The 17969-nt window shown below is 48.5% G+C and carries 16 protein-coding genes; 4 read left to right on the top strand and 12 right to left on the bottom strand.

The features are described 5' to 3' along the window. Positions 1–244 precede the first annotated feature (244 nt). Together AC0YNS_RS13740 and AC0YNS_RS13735 are read left to right on the top strand one after the other, a co-directional pair. The gene (locus tag AC0YNS_RS13740; RefSeq protein WP_475781553.1) at positions 245–1597 is read left to right on the top strand and encodes an LLM class flavin-dependent oxidoreductase; all 1353 of its coding nucleotides are present in this window, start codon (positions 245–247) and stop codon (positions 1595–1597) included. Between the two features lie 37 nt (positions 1598–1634). Next, the gene (locus tag AC0YNS_RS13735) at positions 1635–2849 is read left to right on the top strand and encodes an LLM class flavin-dependent oxidoreductase (RefSeq protein WP_475781552.1); all 1215 of its coding nucleotides are present in this window, start codon (positions 1635–1637) and stop codon (positions 2847–2849) included. Positions 2850–2908: 59 nt separating this feature from the next. Here the strand turns inward: AC0YNS_RS13735 and nfsA are convergent, their stop codons facing one another. Further along, the gene (gene nfsA, locus AC0YNS_RS13730; protein WP_475781551.1) at positions 2909–3658 is read right to left on the bottom strand and encodes an oxygen-insensitive NADPH nitroreductase; all 750 of its coding nucleotides are present in this window, start codon (positions 3656–3658) and stop codon (positions 2909–2911) included. A gap of 185 nt (positions 3659–3843) precedes the next feature. On the opposite strand from nfsA, the gene AC0YNS_RS13725 reads away from it, so the two are divergent. Next, a complete protein-coding gene (locus tag AC0YNS_RS13725) occupies positions 3844–4983 on the top strand; it encodes an NAD(P)-binding domain-containing protein (protein WP_475781550.1) in 1140 nt (379 codons plus the stop codon). Positions 4984–5162: 179 nt separating this feature from the next. Here the strand turns inward: AC0YNS_RS13725 and AC0YNS_RS13720 are convergent, their stop codons facing one another. From AC0YNS_RS13720 to AC0YNS_RS13700, 5 genes are all read right to left on the bottom strand, one after another. Then, positions 5163–6155: an alpha/beta fold hydrolase gene (locus AC0YNS_RS13720; protein WP_475781549.1), complete on the bottom strand. Its 993-nt coding sequence runs from the start codon at positions 6153–6155 to the stop codon at positions 5163–5165. Beyond that, entirely contained in the window at positions 6133–6882 is a 750-nt protein-coding gene (locus tag AC0YNS_RS13715) for a Crp/Fnr family transcriptional regulator (RefSeq protein WP_475781548.1), read from the bottom strand. Before AC0YNS_RS13715 ends, AC0YNS_RS13720 begins: the two co-directional genes overlap by 23 nt. 726 nt (positions 6883–7608) lie before the next feature. Beyond that, entirely contained in the window at positions 7609–7938 is a 330-nt protein-coding gene (locus tag AC0YNS_RS13710) for a putative quinol monooxygenase (protein WP_475781547.1), read from the bottom strand. Positions 7939–8019: 81 nt separating this feature from the next. Further along, entirely contained in the window at positions 8020–8721 is a 702-nt protein-coding gene (locus AC0YNS_RS13705) for a Crp/Fnr family transcriptional regulator (RefSeq protein WP_475781546.1), read from the bottom strand. An 82-nt stretch (positions 8722–8803) separates the two neighbouring features. Next, positions 8804–9277, bottom strand: a complete 474-nt coding sequence (locus AC0YNS_RS13700) for a GNAT family N-acetyltransferase (protein ID WP_475781545.1) — start codon at positions 9275–9277, stop codon at positions 8804–8806. Positions 9278–9799: 522 nt separating this feature from the next. Between AC0YNS_RS13700 and AC0YNS_RS13695 the strand changes: the two genes are divergently transcribed. Continuing rightward, on the top strand, positions 9800–10258 hold the full coding sequence (locus AC0YNS_RS13695) for a cupin domain-containing protein (protein ID WP_475781544.1): 459 nt from the start codon (positions 9800–9802) through the stop codon (positions 10256–10258). A 240-nt stretch (positions 10259–10498) separates the two neighbouring features. On the opposite strand, the gene AC0YNS_RS13690 is transcribed toward AC0YNS_RS13695, so the two are convergent. The 6 genes from AC0YNS_RS13690 to AC0YNS_RS13665 form a co-directional block, all read right to left on the bottom strand. Continuing rightward, a complete protein-coding gene (locus AC0YNS_RS13690) occupies positions 10499–11269 on the bottom strand; it encodes a Crp/Fnr family transcriptional regulator (RefSeq protein ID WP_475781543.1) in 771 nt (256 codons plus the stop codon). Between the two features lie 21 nt (positions 11270–11290). After that, positions 11291–12388, bottom strand: a complete 1098-nt coding sequence (locus AC0YNS_RS13685; RefSeq protein ID WP_475781542.1) for a GerAB/ArcD/ProY family transporter — start codon at positions 12386–12388, stop codon at positions 11291–11293. Positions 12389–12623: 235 nt separating this feature from the next. After that, entirely contained in the window at positions 12624–13814 is a 1191-nt protein-coding gene (locus AC0YNS_RS13680) for a Ger(x)C family spore germination protein (protein ID WP_475781541.1), read from the bottom strand. 1 nt (position 13815) lies between these two features. Beyond that, positions 13816–15357: a spore germination protein gene (locus AC0YNS_RS13675; protein ID WP_475781540.1), complete on the bottom strand. Its 1542-nt coding sequence runs from the start codon at positions 15355–15357 to the stop codon at positions 13816–13818. Between the two features lie 299 nt (positions 15358–15656). Next, complete coding sequence (locus AC0YNS_RS13670; protein WP_475781539.1) at positions 15657–16952, bottom strand: UDP-glucose dehydrogenase family protein; 1296 nt, start codon at positions 16950–16952, stop codon at positions 15657–15659. Next, positions 16949–17941 carry a sugar phosphate nucleotidyltransferase gene (locus tag AC0YNS_RS13665; protein WP_475781538.1) on the bottom strand — a complete coding sequence of 331 codons (993 nt, stop codon included), beginning with the start codon at positions 17939–17941 and terminating at the stop codon, positions 16949–16951. Before AC0YNS_RS13665 ends, AC0YNS_RS13670 begins: the two co-directional genes overlap by 4 nt. Positions 17942–17969: the final 28 nt, after the last annotated feature.

Genomic DNA, 17969 nt, shown 5'->3' with positions numbered 1-17969 from the left:
TATGCTTTGGTTCAACTTGGGTCTTACTATAACAACGGCTCCTAGATATTGTCAACCTCAACTGCCGAACTTTTTTTGAAAAATAGTCATTGACGATTGACAAATGATCCTATAGTATTTCGAGTAAAACGATGGGATTACCCAGCGTTAGAGACCGGTCAACCGGATCCATGGCTATTCAGCGTGGGTCCGGTTTTTTTTGTCCGTTTCTATGCGATGGGCCCTACTAACAGAGGTGAGAGGTATGGGAGCAAACAAGGAACAGTCAAAGAAACAAGCGCATTTTAACGTATTTATTCGTGGAGCCGGCCATCATGCCGGAGCTTGGAAGCATCCCTCCAGCGATCCTATTGCGGATCTGGGTTTGGATTATTATGCCGGTCTGGCGAAAATTGCCGAGCGCGGACTATTCGATTCCTTATTCACGGCGGACAACTACTCCGGCCTCGGCAGAAGACTGGAGCCGTTCACGCTGTTGTCGGCGCTTGCGGCTCTGACCAAGCATGTCGGATTTATCGCCACTGTCAGCACGACCTATAACGATCCTTATCATGTCGCTCGCAAATTCGCTTCGCTAGACCATATCAGCAAAGGCCGCGCCGCATGGAATATCGTGACAGGACACTCGCAGTCGGATGCGGATAATTTCGGCAAGCCCGGTCATCCCGAGCCGGAGACACGCTACGATATCGGTACAGAATTTGTCGAAGTGACGAAGCAGCTATGGGACAGCTGGGAAGAGGATGCGCTCGTCTATGACAGGGCGAGCGATGTGACGCTTCACCAAGATAAGGTGCATGATATTAATTTCAAAGGCAAATATTTCAACGTCAAAGGCCCTCTGAACATTCCCCGTCCGCCGCAGGGCTATCCTGTTCTTGTCCAGGCCGGCTCGTCCGAAAGCGGCAAGGAGCTGGCCGCCCGTACGGGGGAAGTGATATTCACCGCCCAACAGACGCTTGGAGCCGCGCAGGAGTTCTACACGGACGTCAAATCCCGGCTGGCCAAGTATGGGAGAACGCCGGATCAGCTGCTCATTATGCCGGGGCTCAGCCCAATCGTAGCCGATACGGAAGCCGAGGCCCGCGACCTTGAAGATGAGCTGTTCAACCTGGTCGACTCCGCCAAATCGCTGAAGCGGTTGTCTAATTATTTTACAGTCGACCTGTCCGAATATCCGCTTGACGCGCCGGTTCCGGTCGATAAATCGAAGCCATATGGCTTCTCGAACAACGGTATTACGAGCCGCCACGAAGTTGTCATTGACGCCGCGCGCCGCGACAATATGACCATTAGGCAGTTCCTGAGCCGCAGCTATGCCGGGCATGGCCATGTTTCGTTCACCGGCTCGGTCATTCAGGTCGCCGATTTTATCGAGAAATGGCTAGCCGAAGGCGGGGCCGACGGCTTCAACATCCTGCCTCCCCTCTTCCCTTCCGGCTTCGAAACGTTCGTTGACAAGGTAGTGCCGGAGCTGCAGAACCGCGGGTTGTTCCGCACTGCATACGAAGGCGCCACGCTTCGCGAGAATCTCGGCCTTGCCCGTCCGGATAACGCGCATAAGCAGATTTGGGCGCTGAGCAAAGCGGCGGAGTAACCTATTCATACTAAACTAAGAACGGAGGTTTCAGCAGATGGCAATCAATTATGCACCTGAAGTTGAATTCGGCTGGTATATGCCGACAAGGGGCGACGGCCCTTACATTGGCGTCAAATCGGAACGCGTCGTCGACACGCCTTACATGATTCGTGTCGCTCAGGCGGTAGAAAATGCCGGCTATACGTTCGCCCTCATCCCGACCGGCGGCACCTGCAGCGACGCCTGGATTATGGGCGCGACTCTCGCGGCCCATACGCGCGTCTTCAAACCGCTTGTTGCGATGCGCCCCGGATTAATCGCTCCGGCGCTTGCTGCGCGAATCGGAGCAACGCTCGATGAGGTGAGCGGCGGCCGTGCGCTCATCAACATTGTAACCGGCAGTTCGCCGGAGGACATGAAGGCAATGGGAGACCCTCTGGCATACGACAAGGAAGCGCGATACGAACGGACGCTGGAATATATCAAGATCGTTCGCGAGCTGTGGGTTCGATCGCATGGCGCGGAGGGACGCCAGTTCCTTGCCGGCGGCAACCTTGCGGCAGGTAATCCGGAAGGCGCCGCGTCAACGTTCGATTTCAATGGCAAACACTTCTCCATTGAGGGAGGCAAGAGCTATCCACCGCCTGTGCAGCGTCCGCATCCGCCTTTCTACTTCGGCGGAAGCTCGCCGGCAGCGAAGAAGACAGCTGCCGAAATCGCAGACGTCTATCTCATGTGGGCAGAGCCTCTCGACTGGATTAAAGAACAGATCGCGGAGGTAGAACACCATCGCGAGCAGCTGCTTGAGCGCGATGGCATCAACCGCACGATTCGGTACGGCCTTCGGGCGCAGGTCGTCATCCGTGATACCGAGGAGGAGGCATGGGCGGCGGCGAAGCTGATCATCAGTAAAGTCGACAACGCAACTCTCGACGCGAACGAAATTCAGTTTGGCGGCTCGCAATCGGAAGGCCAGCAGCGTCAGAACCAAGTCCGCGCACTCGCCAAAGCAAACGATTATGTCATTGGGCCGAACTTCTGGGCCGGCTTGTCCGCCATTCGCGGAGGCGGCGCTATGGCATTCGTCGGCACGCCTGAACAAGTCACCGACAGGCTGCTCGAATACGTGGAGATCGGCATCACATCCTTCATCTTCTCGGGCTATCCGAACCTTGAAGAAGCGACGATTTCCGGGACGAAGCTGCTTCCTGTATTCCATCGTAAACTCGCCGAGCGGCTTCAGGCGGATCTGAGCGAAACCGCAAGATGACGACAAACAGCGCCCATAGCGTATGGGCGCTGTCCTTGTCTTAGCAGCAAAGGCTTCGATTAATGGAAGCGGTAGCCTTGACCTTCAATAAAACCCTGCAAGTGGTGGCGCAGCCGGTCTTTGCGAAAGCGTGACGCCATTTCTTTGGACCAATACGTATCCTTGCTGCCGCCGGCACGGGAGGCATAATAAGACTTCGTTGTCTCGTCATAGTCTTTAATGCTGGTTGCGAACACTTCGTCATCGTAAATTTCTTCGTGGTAAATCGCAGCCACCGGAAGCCTAGGACGAATGTCAGGTTCCTGGTCAGGCACGCCAAGGCACATGCCGAATACGGGATAAACGAGATGAGGAAGCTTGAGCAGCTCCGCCGCCCGTTTCGGGTCGTTGCGAATGCCGCCGATGTAAACCATGCCAAGTCCGACCGATTCCGCCGCAATCGTCGCGTTTTGAGCAGCAAGCGTGGCATCGATCGTCGCCAGCACAAACGTTTCCACGTTCTGCGTCAGCTCTTTGTCTTCATCGTCTTCGTGCAGTCGGACCGCTGTTTGCAGCCGGTTCAAATCCGCGCACCATACAAGGAAAAGCGGCGCCTCCTCGATATGCTTCTGGCCGCCTGCAAGCTCGGCGAATTGCCGTTTCGTCTCCTTATTGCGCACCCCGACAACGCTGTACGCTTGAATATTGGATGACGTGGATGCCGCTTGCGCGGAAGCCAGTATCGAGGCCAACTGCTCCTCCGTCACCGGATCCGGCTTAAATTTACGAATCGAGCGATGTGCCTGCAAATGCTTAATAATGTCGTTCAACTTATTCCCTCCTCATGAGATAAAAAAAACCAGAGATGCACAAAGCGCATTCTCCGGTTTTCCGGTGGATATACAATTCCTACTATTCCTACTGGCAATAATGAATTTAGCATCAAACGTCTATGCTGTCAACATGCAGCTCAGCTCGCACAACGTATTTTATTAACATCAAGGAGGGGTTTTCCATGGTCGATCTCGCCATTATCGGAGCAGGCCCTTACGGCATATCACTGGCTGCGCATGCCAAGGCCGCCGGTCTCTCCTATGTACTGCTTGGACAGCCGATGCATTTCTGGAAGGAGCAGATACCGCAGACGATGTTCATCCGCACCAATCCGCTTCACATCAGCCTCTCGGACAGCGCTGACAGATGGACGATTGAGCGATTCTGCGAAGAAACCGGAACTTCTCTCGTTTCTCCGTTTCCGCGCCCCGCATTCGTCGATTACGCCTTCTGGTTCGCCCTTCAGGCCGGCATTTCATTTACGTCTGACCTAGCAGCTGAAATCACGCGTACTCCGCGTGCTTTTGACATCGTCACCCGAACGGGCTCCCGCCTGTCAGCCGCTCATATCGCCGTCGCCACCGGGCTGCAGCATTTCAGCTACGTCCCGAAAGTACTGCATTCGCTGCCTCCATCGCTGCTGACGCATACATTCGGCCAAACCTCGTTCGATCACTTTCGCGGCCGCTCGGTTGCCGTCGTCGGAGGCGGCCAGAGCGCCTGGGAAGCGGCGGCGCTGCTTCATTTGGCCGGCTGTGACGCGGAGCTGCTGTTTCGCGGAGAAGAAGTTCGCTTCTCCGGGGAAGACAATGCCGTTTCCGGACTTCGTCTGATCGAATCGGCCGAGCAGTTCTACCGCCAGCCTCCCGAAGAGAAGCAGGAGCGCTGGAATACGCCGAGACGCGGCAGCGTTGCCTTATTCCTGAAGCCTTACGTGGAAGGCAAAGTGAAAGCGACGGGCGGCGCGGAAATCGTCCGGGCGGATGTACGGGACGACGGCAAAGCGCTGCTCGCGCTCTCTAACGGCGAGACACGCGCAGTAGACCATGTGGTCAGCGCCACCGGTTACCGCATCGATTTGGATAACGTGCCCTTCTTGGCGCCCGAGCTTTCCAGAGACGTCCTCCGGGAACCCGCTCCCTTCCATGGCTTCCCTCTTTTAAGCGAGCACTTTGAGAGCAGCATACCCGGACTTTATTTTACCGGGCCGCTGGCCAGCCATACCCATGGCCCTGCCTTCGGCTTCATTGCCGGCCTTCGCCAGACATGCCGAACCATAATCCCGCATATCGTCGGCTTGAAAAACGACAGCCCCGACTGACTAGGATACGAAAAGCTCGAAATTGCGCGACTATGTAATGTACTAGTTAGTAGCAGTGTCTATACTTGGATTTTACAAAGTGCATCTTGCCGTATTCGTTAGTCGAGTGATTTCGTTAGTCGTAGTTATCCGCGCTATCCGTTTTTCCGTTACATTTGTTCATTTCATAAACTACATCACTAAAATTCGTAAACCCGGCAAAAAAATGATTTGATTAATCTAGAAACCGTGAAGCTCTCTTCTTCAAGGACAAAGTGCCCGCCACATAACAGCACGAGTTCGACACAGGTTAGTTCCCTTTCGAGCGCGTACGCCCCTGCCAATGTGAATATAAAATCGTTTTTGCCCCAAGCAATTAAGGTTGGAGGCTGGTAAGTACGCAAATACTGCTGCCATTTCGGATATTGTTCTACATTATTTCTGTAATCATAGCCTAGTGCCAACTGAATGGCGGCATTGCCCGGCCGATCCAGGAAGAATTGGTCCATTGCATAACCGTCCGAACTGATTAGAAAAGGATTGCACGCGCCAAAGGTATATTGCTTCTTGGTGAACTCAATATCGACAAGCGTGGCGAACGCTTTCTTATTCTCGGGACTCGGATCTGCCCAAAGGGCCTTGAACAAATCAAATGGCTGCCCAAGCCCTATAGCATGTGCAACTGCGTTCTGAATAACGAAACCTAATACGCGCTCCGGATGCCGGATCGCGAGCCTGAAACCGACAGGTCCGCCGTAATCATGACAATACAAAATATATCGAGGAATGCAAAGTCTATTAATTAATTGTTCAATAACCAAAGATAGATGTTCGAACGTATACGAGAACTCCTCCACTGAAGGCATACTACTGTTTCCGTATCCAGGATAGTCCGGTGCAATGACATAATAGCGATCGGCCAATAAAGGTATCAAATCCCGAAACATGTGGGAGGAGCTAGGAAATCCATGAAGAAGAATAATGGCCGGATTGCGCGGATTCCCTGCTTCGCGAAAAAAGACTTCTATCCCTTCGATGTTCATCTTCTTATACTGCACAGCCAAGGACATCTGTAGCTCTCCCTCCTTGCAAGGTTCAACCGTCTTACTAAAAATATGAACAGGTAGCTCAACTAAGACCTTGAAGATAGCTGCTGCAATCGTATGTCGTTTATTTTTTGATTCTAACTTCATTCAATTTCTCTTTGTGAATAAGGATTGAGTTCCGCCCTGTACTTATGATGCCTTCAGTGGAAAGCTCTTGTAAGACAACGGATACGGCTTCTCTAGTAGCACCAATCATATTAGCAAGCTCCTGATGAGTTAATGGCAGATCGTTTTTTTGATTTCCATCATTGTCGATGCCAAATTTGGATGATAATTTCGACAGGAAAAATAGAACTTTACCTCGGAGGTCCTTCGAGGTTATTGTCTCCAACATTTCGTCCCGCTCCTTCAATCGCGTGCTTAACTCCTTCAAAATTCGTACGATCAGTTCCGGGTATTTTACTAATAAGTTTTCGAAAGACTGTTTCGGAATTGAGCAAAAACATACGTCTTCAATGACTTCAATATAATTCCCATGAGTCCCAAGCGAGAATGAGTCACTCTCACCAAACATGCTTCCTGGACTCAGTATGCCGACCGTATATTGCTTTCCGGACGAGTTTGTTTTATAGAGGCGCAGCTTTCCTTCAATGACGAAGGACAAGCCAACCCTTTCGTTCCCTGGTGTTTGAATAACAGTCTTTTTATTCAGAAAATGAAAGTCCGTTATAGAAACTAATTGATCCAGCTCATTTAATATTTCGCTTGGGAGCGATGCGAAAAGCTTGGACGACGATAATCGCAAAGGTGACTGCATATGTAAATTACCCCACGTTCGTTTAAATTCATTTATAACATTAGCTTGATGTCTCATTTTTCTTGGGAATCTCCTCAGCAATAGGAAAGTGCCTTCATTATATATCCTCCTCTTGTTGAAGCTTATATATCCTCAACTGCTACCTGGCATGACCCAGATAAATAGCTACACAATTCAAAAGGTTGTTTGTAAATTTGTAAATGCAATTGTTCATAATAATATTGATAATCCTGAAGAAATTGTATTTTATGAAATCTGGAACTGCTCTAAAGGCTGGCAGAAGAAGAATCCAAAGCTTACCGTCAAGGTCCCTATACTAGAGCAGCAGAATATTTGTTGGGAAGAGAACTGAGTTTCTACACACCGACGGGCGAATGGGGAACTACGATTACAGCAGGTAAGCATTTTTCTTGATCTGATCCGAAAAACCCGGCAGCAGCCCTTAATAGGGCTACAGCCGGGTTTTTGCTTTCTAGGCTATCCGTTAGTCTGGTTTACTCCATCCATTTTTCCTGCTGTTCTTCTCGGTAAGAAGCGCTCGTTTCTGAATATACTTCGGACAATGCGATCCTGTTCTCTAGTGGCGATCCCGTTAATATTGATTTTATCCAGGATGGCTTTTTTTCTGCCGGGATGTGAAAATCAGGCAGGGAGCTGTGTACAGACTCCTCTGCCTGATTTGAAAACGATGGTTATCCGAAAAGGGGGCGGCTCAGCGGAACGGTAATCTTGGCGGACTCAGGACTTGACCGAGCGCTTCACCAAATATATCAGCGGCAGCCTTTACGCGTTCGTTATTCGACTTCCCCATTCGCCCTTCGGTTCCAGCCAACTGACGCTTCTATCAATGATTAAATCGCCCAGTGTTTCTTCGTAATTCTTGCGATATGGTTTTGTGAATTCTTCCGCAAGCCAGCTGTCTCTCGTGCCTTGCCATGTTTCATAAATAACCAAATCATCCGGCTGATCCAGGTCATCGGAGACAATGGCGCTGATGAATGCTTTCTCGGATGACATTTCTTCGATAAGGGAAGATAACTCCTTGCGGAATTCTTCTCTTTTCCCCGGTTTGGCTTTGAATCGAATATTCAGCTGGACTTGTTGATTGGACATGTTGATTCCTCCTCTGACGTATTGTTTTTGTTCGAATCCTATCCAGCCTGCAACCGAAGAAGCAATATTCCAATTGAAAGATCAAGACAGTTCTTCCATGGCTTTTTCGATATCAATCATGACCGTTCTTCGGCTGGTAGCGAGAATCCCCTCGTTGGAGAGCTCCTGTAATACAAGCGATACCGCTTCTCTTGTAGCGCCGACCATATTAGCCAATTCCTGATGAGTCAGCGGGATGTCTATTTTGCGATATCCGTTTTCTTCCACGCTGAATTTTTTTGAAAGCCGGTTCAGAAAGTAAAGCACTTTTCCTCGAAGATCTCTAAAGACAAGTTTTTCTACTAACTCATCCTGATCTCGCAATCTCGTACTCATTTCCGATAAGAATCGCAAAGTGAGTTCCGAATATTTGCTTAAAAGCGGCTCGAATTGTTCGGATGGTATCGAATAGATCATCGTTTCTTCCATCGTTTCCACGTAAGTTCCGCTTGTGCCTAGAGAAAACGATTTGACTTCGCCAAACATCCCGCCTTCGCTAAGAATGCAAACCGTATATTGTTTGCCTGCCGAATTGGTTTTATATAAACGAAGTTTGCCCGTGATGACGAAAAACAATCCATTCCTTTGGTTACCCGGCGTCTGGATAATGCAGTTCTTAGGCAGCGTATTTAAGTTCGTCCCCATAGTCAACTGATCGATTTCATGAATAATATCCGCTGGGAGCGACTCGAATATTTTGAATTGCGACAATAGTAACAACCTGGGATTTTCAAATCTATTCATTGTTCATCCCTCCTTGTTATATGCTCATCTTAGCTCAGCATGCGACTAATATCTGTAATCTAACTTACAAAAAGGTTCGATATCATAAATCCAACCGGTAAAGTAATGAGTCCCGATCCGGATAGTCATAAGAAACCGGCAAGTCATGTTTGGATATTTCCTTGAATCCGTTCTTTTCGTAGAAGCGATGCGATCGCGTCGCGATGGATGGCGTATCTAAGATAATCGTCTTTATCCCTTGCTGCTTCGCATACATGACTAATTCATTGAATAGTCCAAGCGAAAATGCTTTGCCCCGGTATTCGTTATAAATAAAAAACTTCTTCAAGATGTAAAGGTCTTCCGTGAGCTGCTGCAATCCAATCGATCCGATTACATTTCCGCCTTCATTTAGAGCGACCCAGAAGTTTCCTCCGTTAGCCAAGTAATGCGTTGGAATATCAAGTATGTCGGACTGCTCCTCAATACCGATACTTAGTTGAAATTCCGAATTTTGAACGAACAGAATCAGATCGACGATCTCATTTTTATATTTCGCATCATACGTTTTAAACACTCCCAGTTTCTCCACCGTTCTCCCGCCCGTTCGGGCTTGTTTAATGTCTTGACGATTCAACGCGAATCAATTGAAATAAATCGTTCAACGATCAGCCAAAGCTGCGAGCCAACGTTTTCCAAGCCTTTTCTGAAACCGATAATGATGGTTACATTCATCTTAAACTACCAAATCTTCGGCTTCTGTAATCCAGATTACAATGCAAATAAATCGGAATCGTATGCGGGAACTTATAATGTAGAATCTGCAGAAACAAACTTGTTCAACATGAATAACAACGAATACAGCTACAGATACTTACGTTGCTAAGTAACGACGTATCTTTTTTTGTGAAATAGATTACTGATAACTAGATAGCAAGACACTATGATAGGAATCAAGCAAGAAAGGAGCGGTGACGTTGCTGTGTTACACAAATAAAACTGCTATAACACGCTAGTATATCGGCTATCAATAAATAAGAGTTCATTCTTTGTTAGAGCTTATCATCATAAAAAAATAAATTTATGGAGGAATACAATTATGTCAACTTTTTTGGATGTTATGGGACCACGTATCAAACTGTTAACGGATTTAGCGAATAATCGGGATTACAGCCTTATGGAAGCAGAAGTTCCTCCAGGTGTGGTCGTTCCTGTTCACAGTCACGAGGATCGCGAAACCTTTGTTGTCCTCTCTGGAGAACTTGAAGCGTTCACGAATGACAGCTGGCAAACCGTTCGCGCCGGCCAAACGGTTGATATTCCGGGAGACGTAAAGCATGCTTGGAGAAATGCTACGAATGAAACCGTAACATTGGTAGTCGCCTCGACGGCGAACATGGGAGACTTCTTCGTTGAAATCGGCCGTCCATCTGATTCGGTTCCACCGGGTCCTCCTTCTCCGGAAGCATTGAACCATTTTGTTAAAGCAGCCATCGCCTATGGATATTGGCTCGGAACACCTGATGACAATGCATCGATCGGCATCAAATTAGGCTAAGCAAACGAGGTGCAGTTCACGCACGGATGCAACTGCTATTATAAAAAATAAACGGCTGATCAGGAGTATATCCTGTTCAGCCGCTTTTTCTATTTCAAACTATGTATGTGGGGCCACATGCGTCAAATGCAAGCGGTATAGCAATCTGTCTAAATCTGCGTTTGTATCATTGCAAACTTGCTATGCAAGTGAGCAGTCTCGAACAAGTATCTCCAGAAGCCGCAGAGTTATTTCAATCCTTCACGAATAAGTCAACTCCAGTATTTCAGCTACTTTTACGGGCGAAATGGATATCGATTTCCTCCCGGTTTGAATAACATTATCCCTCATTAGCGTCTTCAGAATCACAGAGACTGCCTCGCGCGTGGCCCCAACCATATTGGCAACTTCCTGATGCGTTAACGGCAAGTCAATCCTTACATACTCTCCATCCTCTACTCCAAATCGTTCAGAAAGCTTGAGTAATAAATGGAGAATGCGATCTCGGACATCGCCAAGTGCTATCTTCTCGAGCATGCCGTCCCGCTCCTTAAGAATCTTGCTCAATTCCGTTAGCATTTTCATGGCGAGTAACGGACGCTCTGCCAAGAAATGTTCAAAATCTTGTTTGGGCACCGAGCAAATTAAGGTTTCCTCAATCGTTTCGATATAAAGTCCTTTCGTCCCAAAAGAGAACGTGTCGATCTCTCCGAAAACATTGCCTTTGCCCAAAATGGCTAGAGTAAATTGCTTACCTTCCATATTCGTTCTATACAACCGAAGTTTACCTTCTTTAAGAAAAAACAGTCCGTCTTTAGCTGTTTCAGGCGTTTGTATTAAGCTTCCTTTAGGAATTGGACTAAAATGGGTCATCGGCGAAATATGATCAAGCTCCGCCAAGTCATCAGGGGTCAATACTTCAAAGATGCTCATCTTTGATAAATATAAGCGTTTATCTAACATCGGTGACTCCTTATGTGTTGAACGTAATTTAATCGGCTGCTCGATGAAAATATACATAGTTTGGTTCACTTTGATTCCCCTGGTGCGACACTATTTCAAGTTCCAGCTTTTTCGCTTTATCATAGAGACGAGAAGCATGCAAAGCGGAACGATAATCAGAAAAGGAACCGAATACAGCGGCCAAATATGTTTGACGAATTCGACGAGATCCAGTTGATTGGGATGAATAATAATGGATCCGATAAGAACCAGCAGCCCGAGGGGGATAATATAGAATCGGTAATCCCGACTGCCGATCGTCTGCGAGAAAGCTAAAGTCGTTGCAAATAAACAGACGCATAGTTTGGTAAATTCATTGAAAATCCACGCCGTAAACCCGAACGGCTCGATGCGTTCAATGAAGTCTCCGACCCCGACATACGTCAAAGCGGTATAACTGGGAAACAGCTGGTTGTTCATTATTTCCCCTAATACCATGATAACGGCGAAAACCTGAACGACAATGAACACCCCTACTACGGCCACCATGGAAAGGACGGTTTTCTGCACGGAGGCAGCCTGATTGACATATGGAATGAGCATGGAAAACAAAACGGTCTCTCCGAAAGTAACGGTGGCGATTTGTCCAGCACCCTTGAAGATGGACGTCCAGCCGCTTTCAAAGACCGGCAGTACTGCCTTTGGATCCATATCCGGTATCAATAATAGTTGTATCAGGAGGGAAGAAACCACGGTAAGCACCATTAATATAATCGCGCATCTGCATATGACCTCCACCCCTTTGAATACCGTCCAGCCAACCACGCAGATCATGATGCTTCCTACGATTAAGGAAGGCGTTTTCGGCAGCAGAACGGCTCCCGCCAAATCCGTGAAATTGCGCAACACATAGGCCCCGAGGAAAACGCCATACCAGGTATACAATAAACCGACCGATTTGCCGAGCCATGGCCCGAATAAGATGTGCGCGATTTCGACTAATGATTTTTGCGGATATTTCTGACATAAGAATGCGTAAATCCAATTGATTCCGAGCCCCGCTATCGTGCCAAGGATGGCTGATATCCATGAATCATGGCCTGCAACGTAACCGATCTGCAAATTAAGCGAGCTGCCCATCGTAAACACGAACATGAGTATCCAAAGTTCCAAATTCGAAATCCGATCATTCGGTCCATAAGTCTCCATTGAAACCTACCTTTCCAGCAGGTTCATTCAACAAGAAACAGCAACCATTTCCTGATGAGAACCGACGGACTGAGAATTGATACATGCCAAATTATTAGAAATCCCAACAATGCGGAGCCAAGTAATAGGATCGAAACGATCATCACGTCTATTTTGGAAGCCGAATGGCGCATATAGCGAAATTGAATCCCTGCCATGGATGCAAATCCCAACAAAAACAGCAGCGAGAGCATGATCATTTCTTCTCCGCTCCTTGATGCTCAAAGGAATTCCCAATGATTCCGGCTCGGTGAAGGCGGATTTCAGCCGTTACGTCGACGTCGGCTTCGGAAAAAATCGTATCCCATTGCGTACGAACCTTCTTCCACGTCTGATAATGAAATTGATGCAGATGCAATCCAAACCCGAAAATGTCGGCTTTCCATTCCGTCTGGGCTTTCTTCACGGTCTGCAACGTTTGCCGCGAAATTAATTCACCGAATTGTTTTTCGATGAGCGTCATATTCGACAATTGGCTCAGCTTTAAATTGACGTTCGATTCATTGATCGTGCCCGTGCCCCGAAGCTGGATGCGTACTCGCGCATGGTTGCCGTTCATGGTGACTTTGACTTTGCATTTAAGGTCATTCAATACAATGCCGATGTTTCCGCTAAGTTCGGGAAGCGTATCTCCGAAATGCTCTTCTTTGGATTCGTTTTTGATCCACCGCAGGCTTCGCGTTTCAATGTCGTTTAAGTAACCGATTAATTTATAGTCTTTAAACACGGCCGTCGAGGAAAGTCGGAACATTTTGAATTTGGATGCCGCGCTGCTACTCGGATCCACCAAAGGCGGCACCAGCTCGATAGCTCCCGTCACGGGCACGATTCCACCCCTGGCTTGCGTCATCAAGAAGTCGCGAAACGTCACGGATGTGCCGACCCCGGAACGTTCCAGCTCTCGAACTTCATCTGCCGGAATACGTTCGGTGGGATGATCGTTTTGAAGGAGCTGGGATGCTTCGATGCCTTTCGCCACGACAATATAAGTCCGCAACCGGCTTCTCGGATCCCTCGCATAGTTGTCCAAAATATCTTGGATGCCCTTCCTCGCAAGCGCTTCGCCAATAAACACGACTCTGCGCTGGCCTTTGAAGAAATGGCGGGAATTCTTTTGCTGGATTTGTCTCTCAGCATCGAAAATGTTCGTGCCGATGGCCGAAACGGCATAGTACGTTTTTCCGAAAGTGCCAGTCGATGCCTTGCCGCTCTCGCCGCCGCCAACTCCTGCGGGAATCGGTACTTGAATCGTCGTTTTCAATCTTCCGTCTTCCGATAAATCCAAGCCCGAAGCCATAAAAAAAGAGATGTCGTTCATTTCGACCCGATCCCAGCAGCCGCTTAGCAGCGGTACGAACAGAAGTAAGAGAAGCATGCGCGCAGGCAAATCAGCCTCTCCCCTTTCTACTTGATTTCTTGCCGACCGTCTGCGGATGGAGATACAGCGTCCACAAGGGAGCGCGGAACAGCGCATCTTTGAGGCCTTGCAAGGTAACGGGTGCCACCGGAAACAGATAGGGAACCCCAAATGATTTCAACCCGCTGAGATGGACTAGAATCACCAACAAGCCAATTGAAATGCCATAAAGACCGAACATGCCTGCAAGGATAATCAAGGGGAACCGTAACATCCGGAAAGCAATGGAGAAATTATACCGCGGGATGGTAAACGAAGCGATGCCCGTTAAGGACACGACAATTACCATCGGAGCGGACACGATGCCCGCCTGTACCGCAGCTTGACCGACGACCAAACCTCCAACGATACTGACCGCCTGTCCCACTTGCTTCGGCAAGCGGACGCCGGCTTCCCTTAAGCCCTCGAACGTCACTTCCATTATTATGGCTTCAACCAACGCTGGAAAAGGAACCCCTTCGCGAGCCGCGGCTATACTAAGCAGAAGATTCGTCGGAATCATTTGCTGATGGAAGGTCGTAAGCGCAACATAAAGAGAAGGCAGCAGTAATGCAATCATGGCAAAGATAAACCGGATCACTCGAATGGCATTGATATACAGCACGCGTTCATAATAATCCTCGCCGGCCTGCATAAACCCCCAGAACGTCATCGGAGCGCTGATCGCAAACGGGGAGCCATCGGTAAATATCGCGACTTGCCCTTGCAGTAAGGCCGCAGCGAGATAGTCGGGGCGTTCCGTCACGAGAAATTGAGGAAAAGGGGAGTACGTTTTCTCTTCGATTAATTGTTCGATGTATCCGGACTCCAGCACGACGTCAATTTCAATGTCTTGAATTCGCGATTTTATTTCTTGCAAGGTGGATTCGTTCGTAATCCCTTTCAAATAGGCGATGGCAACGTCGGTTCGCGTGATTTCTCCGACCGTGAGCATTTCGATTTTCAACCGGGAGGATCGAACTCTTCTGCGGATCAAGCTCGTATTCGTGCTAAGAACTTCGGTGAATGAGTCACGGGAACCGCGTACAGTACTTTCGGAAGCAGGCTCATCAACGGCTCTGGTGTTACCTCCCGGCAAGCCGACTGCAATTGCTTCTGCCTGGTTGTCCACGCATATCACTACTGAACCATGTAGTATCTCGCGTTCAATCTGAACCAATTCCGCCGTCTGTTTCACTTGGGAAATCATGATGAGGCGATTTTGAAGGAATGGAAGAAGTTCTGGAGCATCATGGGGTATTTCGGAAGGCATACTGGACATGAGTGGCTTTAACAGTGATTCATCCAATTGCGTGCTATCGATTAATCCATCAATAAATAGTAGGAAGGCGTATCGTTGCCCGCCAATATAAAATGGGCGAAAGACAACATCAGCGCAGCTTTCGAAGATTGCAAGAAGTTTGGTTTTGTTTTCTTCTAGAGAAGAGGAGAGGCGTTCGCTCTGATGTAAGGTTGATTTATCCAGGAAGACCTTCGATACCCTTGTTCTCCTCCCAAAACCCTTCCCAATCACACGATTCCCCCCAGTTTATGTAAACTTTACCGCAGGAATAACATACCCTTCTTACCTGATTTCTATGTATCCGTAGAATGCTGTTGACCACCATTGCACAACACAGATCATCCCTCTAAGAGAATCAATTAATATAGACTAACTATTTGCGATACAAAAAAAAGAAGCCTTCCTTAGGTGGACGGCTCGTATTAAACTGTTTGTTTGCCGCATGCGGCTTGACGGAACATTCGATAGGCTTCAGCACCTATTAAGCTGATTTTGCATTCTCTAATGGTCGTTATGTCGAATGACTTCGGCTAATAATCATTGCCAATGCCTTGATAATAATAACCGATTTCCCGCATCCGCCAAGCATCCAACATATTGCGACCATCGAAGAAATTGGCCTGCCAAAGTAGCGCTTTTAGGTGTTCCCAATTCAGCTGTCCAAACTCCGTCCATTCGGTGCACAGGATGATCGCTTCTGCATCTTGTAAGGCTTCTTCCACCGATCCACAGACCGTAACCGAATCATAACAATCATGGACTGGCAATTTGGCAACGGGATCAAACAATCTTACTTTTGCCTGTTCGAGCAGCAGCTCTTGAATCACCCGTAGTGCTGGCGCTTCACGGATATCATCCGTATTCGGCTTAAACGCAAGCCCCAGTACCGCAATGTTCTTGTTCGTAAAGCCTCCCAGCCGCGACCTCGCCTTGTCAATCAAATAAGCAAACTGAAGGCGGTTAACTTCCATCACTTGGTCCAGAATACGAAGATTCACTTCGTGCTTTTTTGATGTCATGACAAGCTCCGAGACGTCTTTCGGAAAACAGGAGCCTCCATACCCCAGACCGGCTTGAAGGAAGCTTGGTCCGATCCGAGGATCCAGCCCCATTCCATCGGCAACCTCTTTAACGTTGATTTCCAGCTCATCACAAAGTCTCGCAAGCTCGTTCATATACGATATTTTCGTGGCGAGAAAGGCATTGGACGCATACTTGATTAGCTCTGCGGTCCGAGGCTTCGTTACGATCCAAGGACAATTAAACCCTCTGTAAAGCTCTTGAAGCTGCTCCGTTGCACTCGCGCTGTCCGTGCCAATTACGATACGATCCGGCCGCAAGGCATCTTCCACGGCTTTGCCTTCTCGCAGAAATTCGGGATTTGAAGCAACATCGAAGGAGTAGGTTTCCCGTTGAGACGCTTCGATCCACATTTTTATTTGCTCTTGCGTGCCTACGGGGACGGTGCTTTTGGTGACAATTAGCTTGTAGTCGTTCATCCAGTACCCGATGTCCTCAGCTGCCTGTTGAATGTAGCGCAGGTCCGCGTTTCCGTCCAGCTGCGAAGGCGTTCCGACGCAAATAAAAATGACGTCGTGCTCAGCGATAGCCGTCTCTTTATTCGTAGTAAAGAGTAATCGGCCGCTGTTCACGTGCTTTGATATAAGATCTTCAAGGCCGGGCTCGTGAAAATGCAAACGTCCCTGCCTCAGCCGCTCAATTTTGAAAGCATCGACATCAAGTCCCGTGACTTGCCAGCCCGACTCTGCAAATACCATGGCGGTCGTAGCCCCTACGTAGCCCGTCCCAATTATTAAAATTTTCAAGGTTCATTCACTCCCTCGTCGTTGTTCACACCGGCGACGATTGAATGCTCGCCAAGAATAACATTTTTCAATACAAATGGAGGATTTTGCGCATGAACCCCATTCAAAATCACGCTGTTTTCGATATGACAGTTTTCCAGCTTGGAGCCAGCGCCCACGGACACGTACGGCCCGACCCGGCAATCCTTCAGCACGCAGTCCTTATCGATGGATACAGGCTCCACGATCGTGCACCGCTCCAACCTGACGGACTCGTGAATCCGATTTTTCGAAGCATCTGCGCTAAGCAATTTCTGATTAGCCTCCAGCCACCGGTCCATCGTACCGACATCTATGTTCAACTGATCGGTAACATGATACGCGACAACTAGACGCTTATCGATTAACCGTTGAATCGCATCCGTAATCTCGTACTCCCCCCGCTTGGAAGGTCGAATTTCGTCGATCGCCGTGAAAATATCTTTAGTAAAGGCATACGAACCAAGCACCGCTAAATTGGACTTAGGAATCGTCGGCTTCTCATCAAGACTAATGATTCGCCCATCCCGAATATCCGCGATGCCGTAATCCTTCGGAGCCGTAACATTCGCGAGCAGCAAAGATGCTTGTACCCCGCCAAGCTCGATGTCATCCTTCAGCGCATATAACGGAGCGGAAATCAGATTATCCCCCAGGAGCAGTAAAAAAGCTTCCTCCGAGATAAATGCTTGAGCTTGCTTGACTGCATGCGCAATTCCTTTGGCCTCGTACTGATAGATGTACGAGATTGAAATGCCAAGCGCTTCTCCCTCACCGAATTGCTCACGAATGGCAGCTTCCTGCGATGGATGAATTACTATGCCGACCTGATCTATGCCGAGCTCTATTAATTTCACAAGCGATAATTGCAATAGGGGAGTATTTGCGACAGGTATGAGCGTCTTCGGACGACTATGGGTAAACGGATATAATCGACTTCCTTTCCCCGCACAGAGAATCAATCCCTTCAAAAGCCTCTCTCCCTTCTAATCAACTTCT

The organism is Paenibacillus sp. J22FR21 (genome assembly GCF_056269135.1).
This window is presented reverse-complemented; position numbering and strand designations above follow the sequence as displayed.

Excerpts from the sequence above, each read along its gene's own strand:
- AC0YNS_RS13695 (WP_475781544.1), top strand. The coding sequence starts at position 9,800 with ATGTCAACTTTTTTGGATGTTATGGGACCACGTATCAAACTGTTAACG.
- AC0YNS_RS13720 (WP_475781549.1), bottom strand. The coding sequence starts at position 6,155 with ATGAAGTTAGAATCAAAAAATAAACGACATACGATTGCAGCAGCTATC.
- AC0YNS_RS13715 (WP_475781548.1), bottom strand. The coding sequence starts at position 6,882 with ATGAGACATCAAGCTAATGTTATAAATGAATTTAAACGAACGTGGGGT.
- AC0YNS_RS13740 (WP_475781553.1), top strand. The coding sequence starts at position 245 with ATGGGAGCAAACAAGGAACAGTCAAAGAAACAAGCGCATTTTAACGTA.
- AC0YNS_RS13735 (WP_475781552.1), top strand. The coding sequence starts at position 1,635 with ATGGCAATCAATTATGCACCTGAAGTTGAATTCGGCTGGTATATGCCG.
- AC0YNS_RS13710 (WP_475781547.1), bottom strand. The coding sequence starts at position 7,938 with ATGTCCAATCAACAAGTCCAGCTGAATATTCGATTCAAAGCCAAACCG.
- AC0YNS_RS13725 (WP_475781550.1), top strand. The coding sequence starts at position 3,844 with ATGGTCGATCTCGCCATTATCGGAGCAGGCCCTTACGGCATATCACTG.
- AC0YNS_RS13705 (WP_475781546.1), bottom strand. The coding sequence starts at position 8,721 with ATGAATAGATTTGAAAATCCCAGGTTGTTACTATTGTCGCAATTCAAA.
- AC0YNS_RS13685 (WP_475781542.1), bottom strand. The coding sequence starts at position 12,388 with ATGGAGACTTATGGACCGAATGATCGGATTTCGAATTTGGAACTTTGG.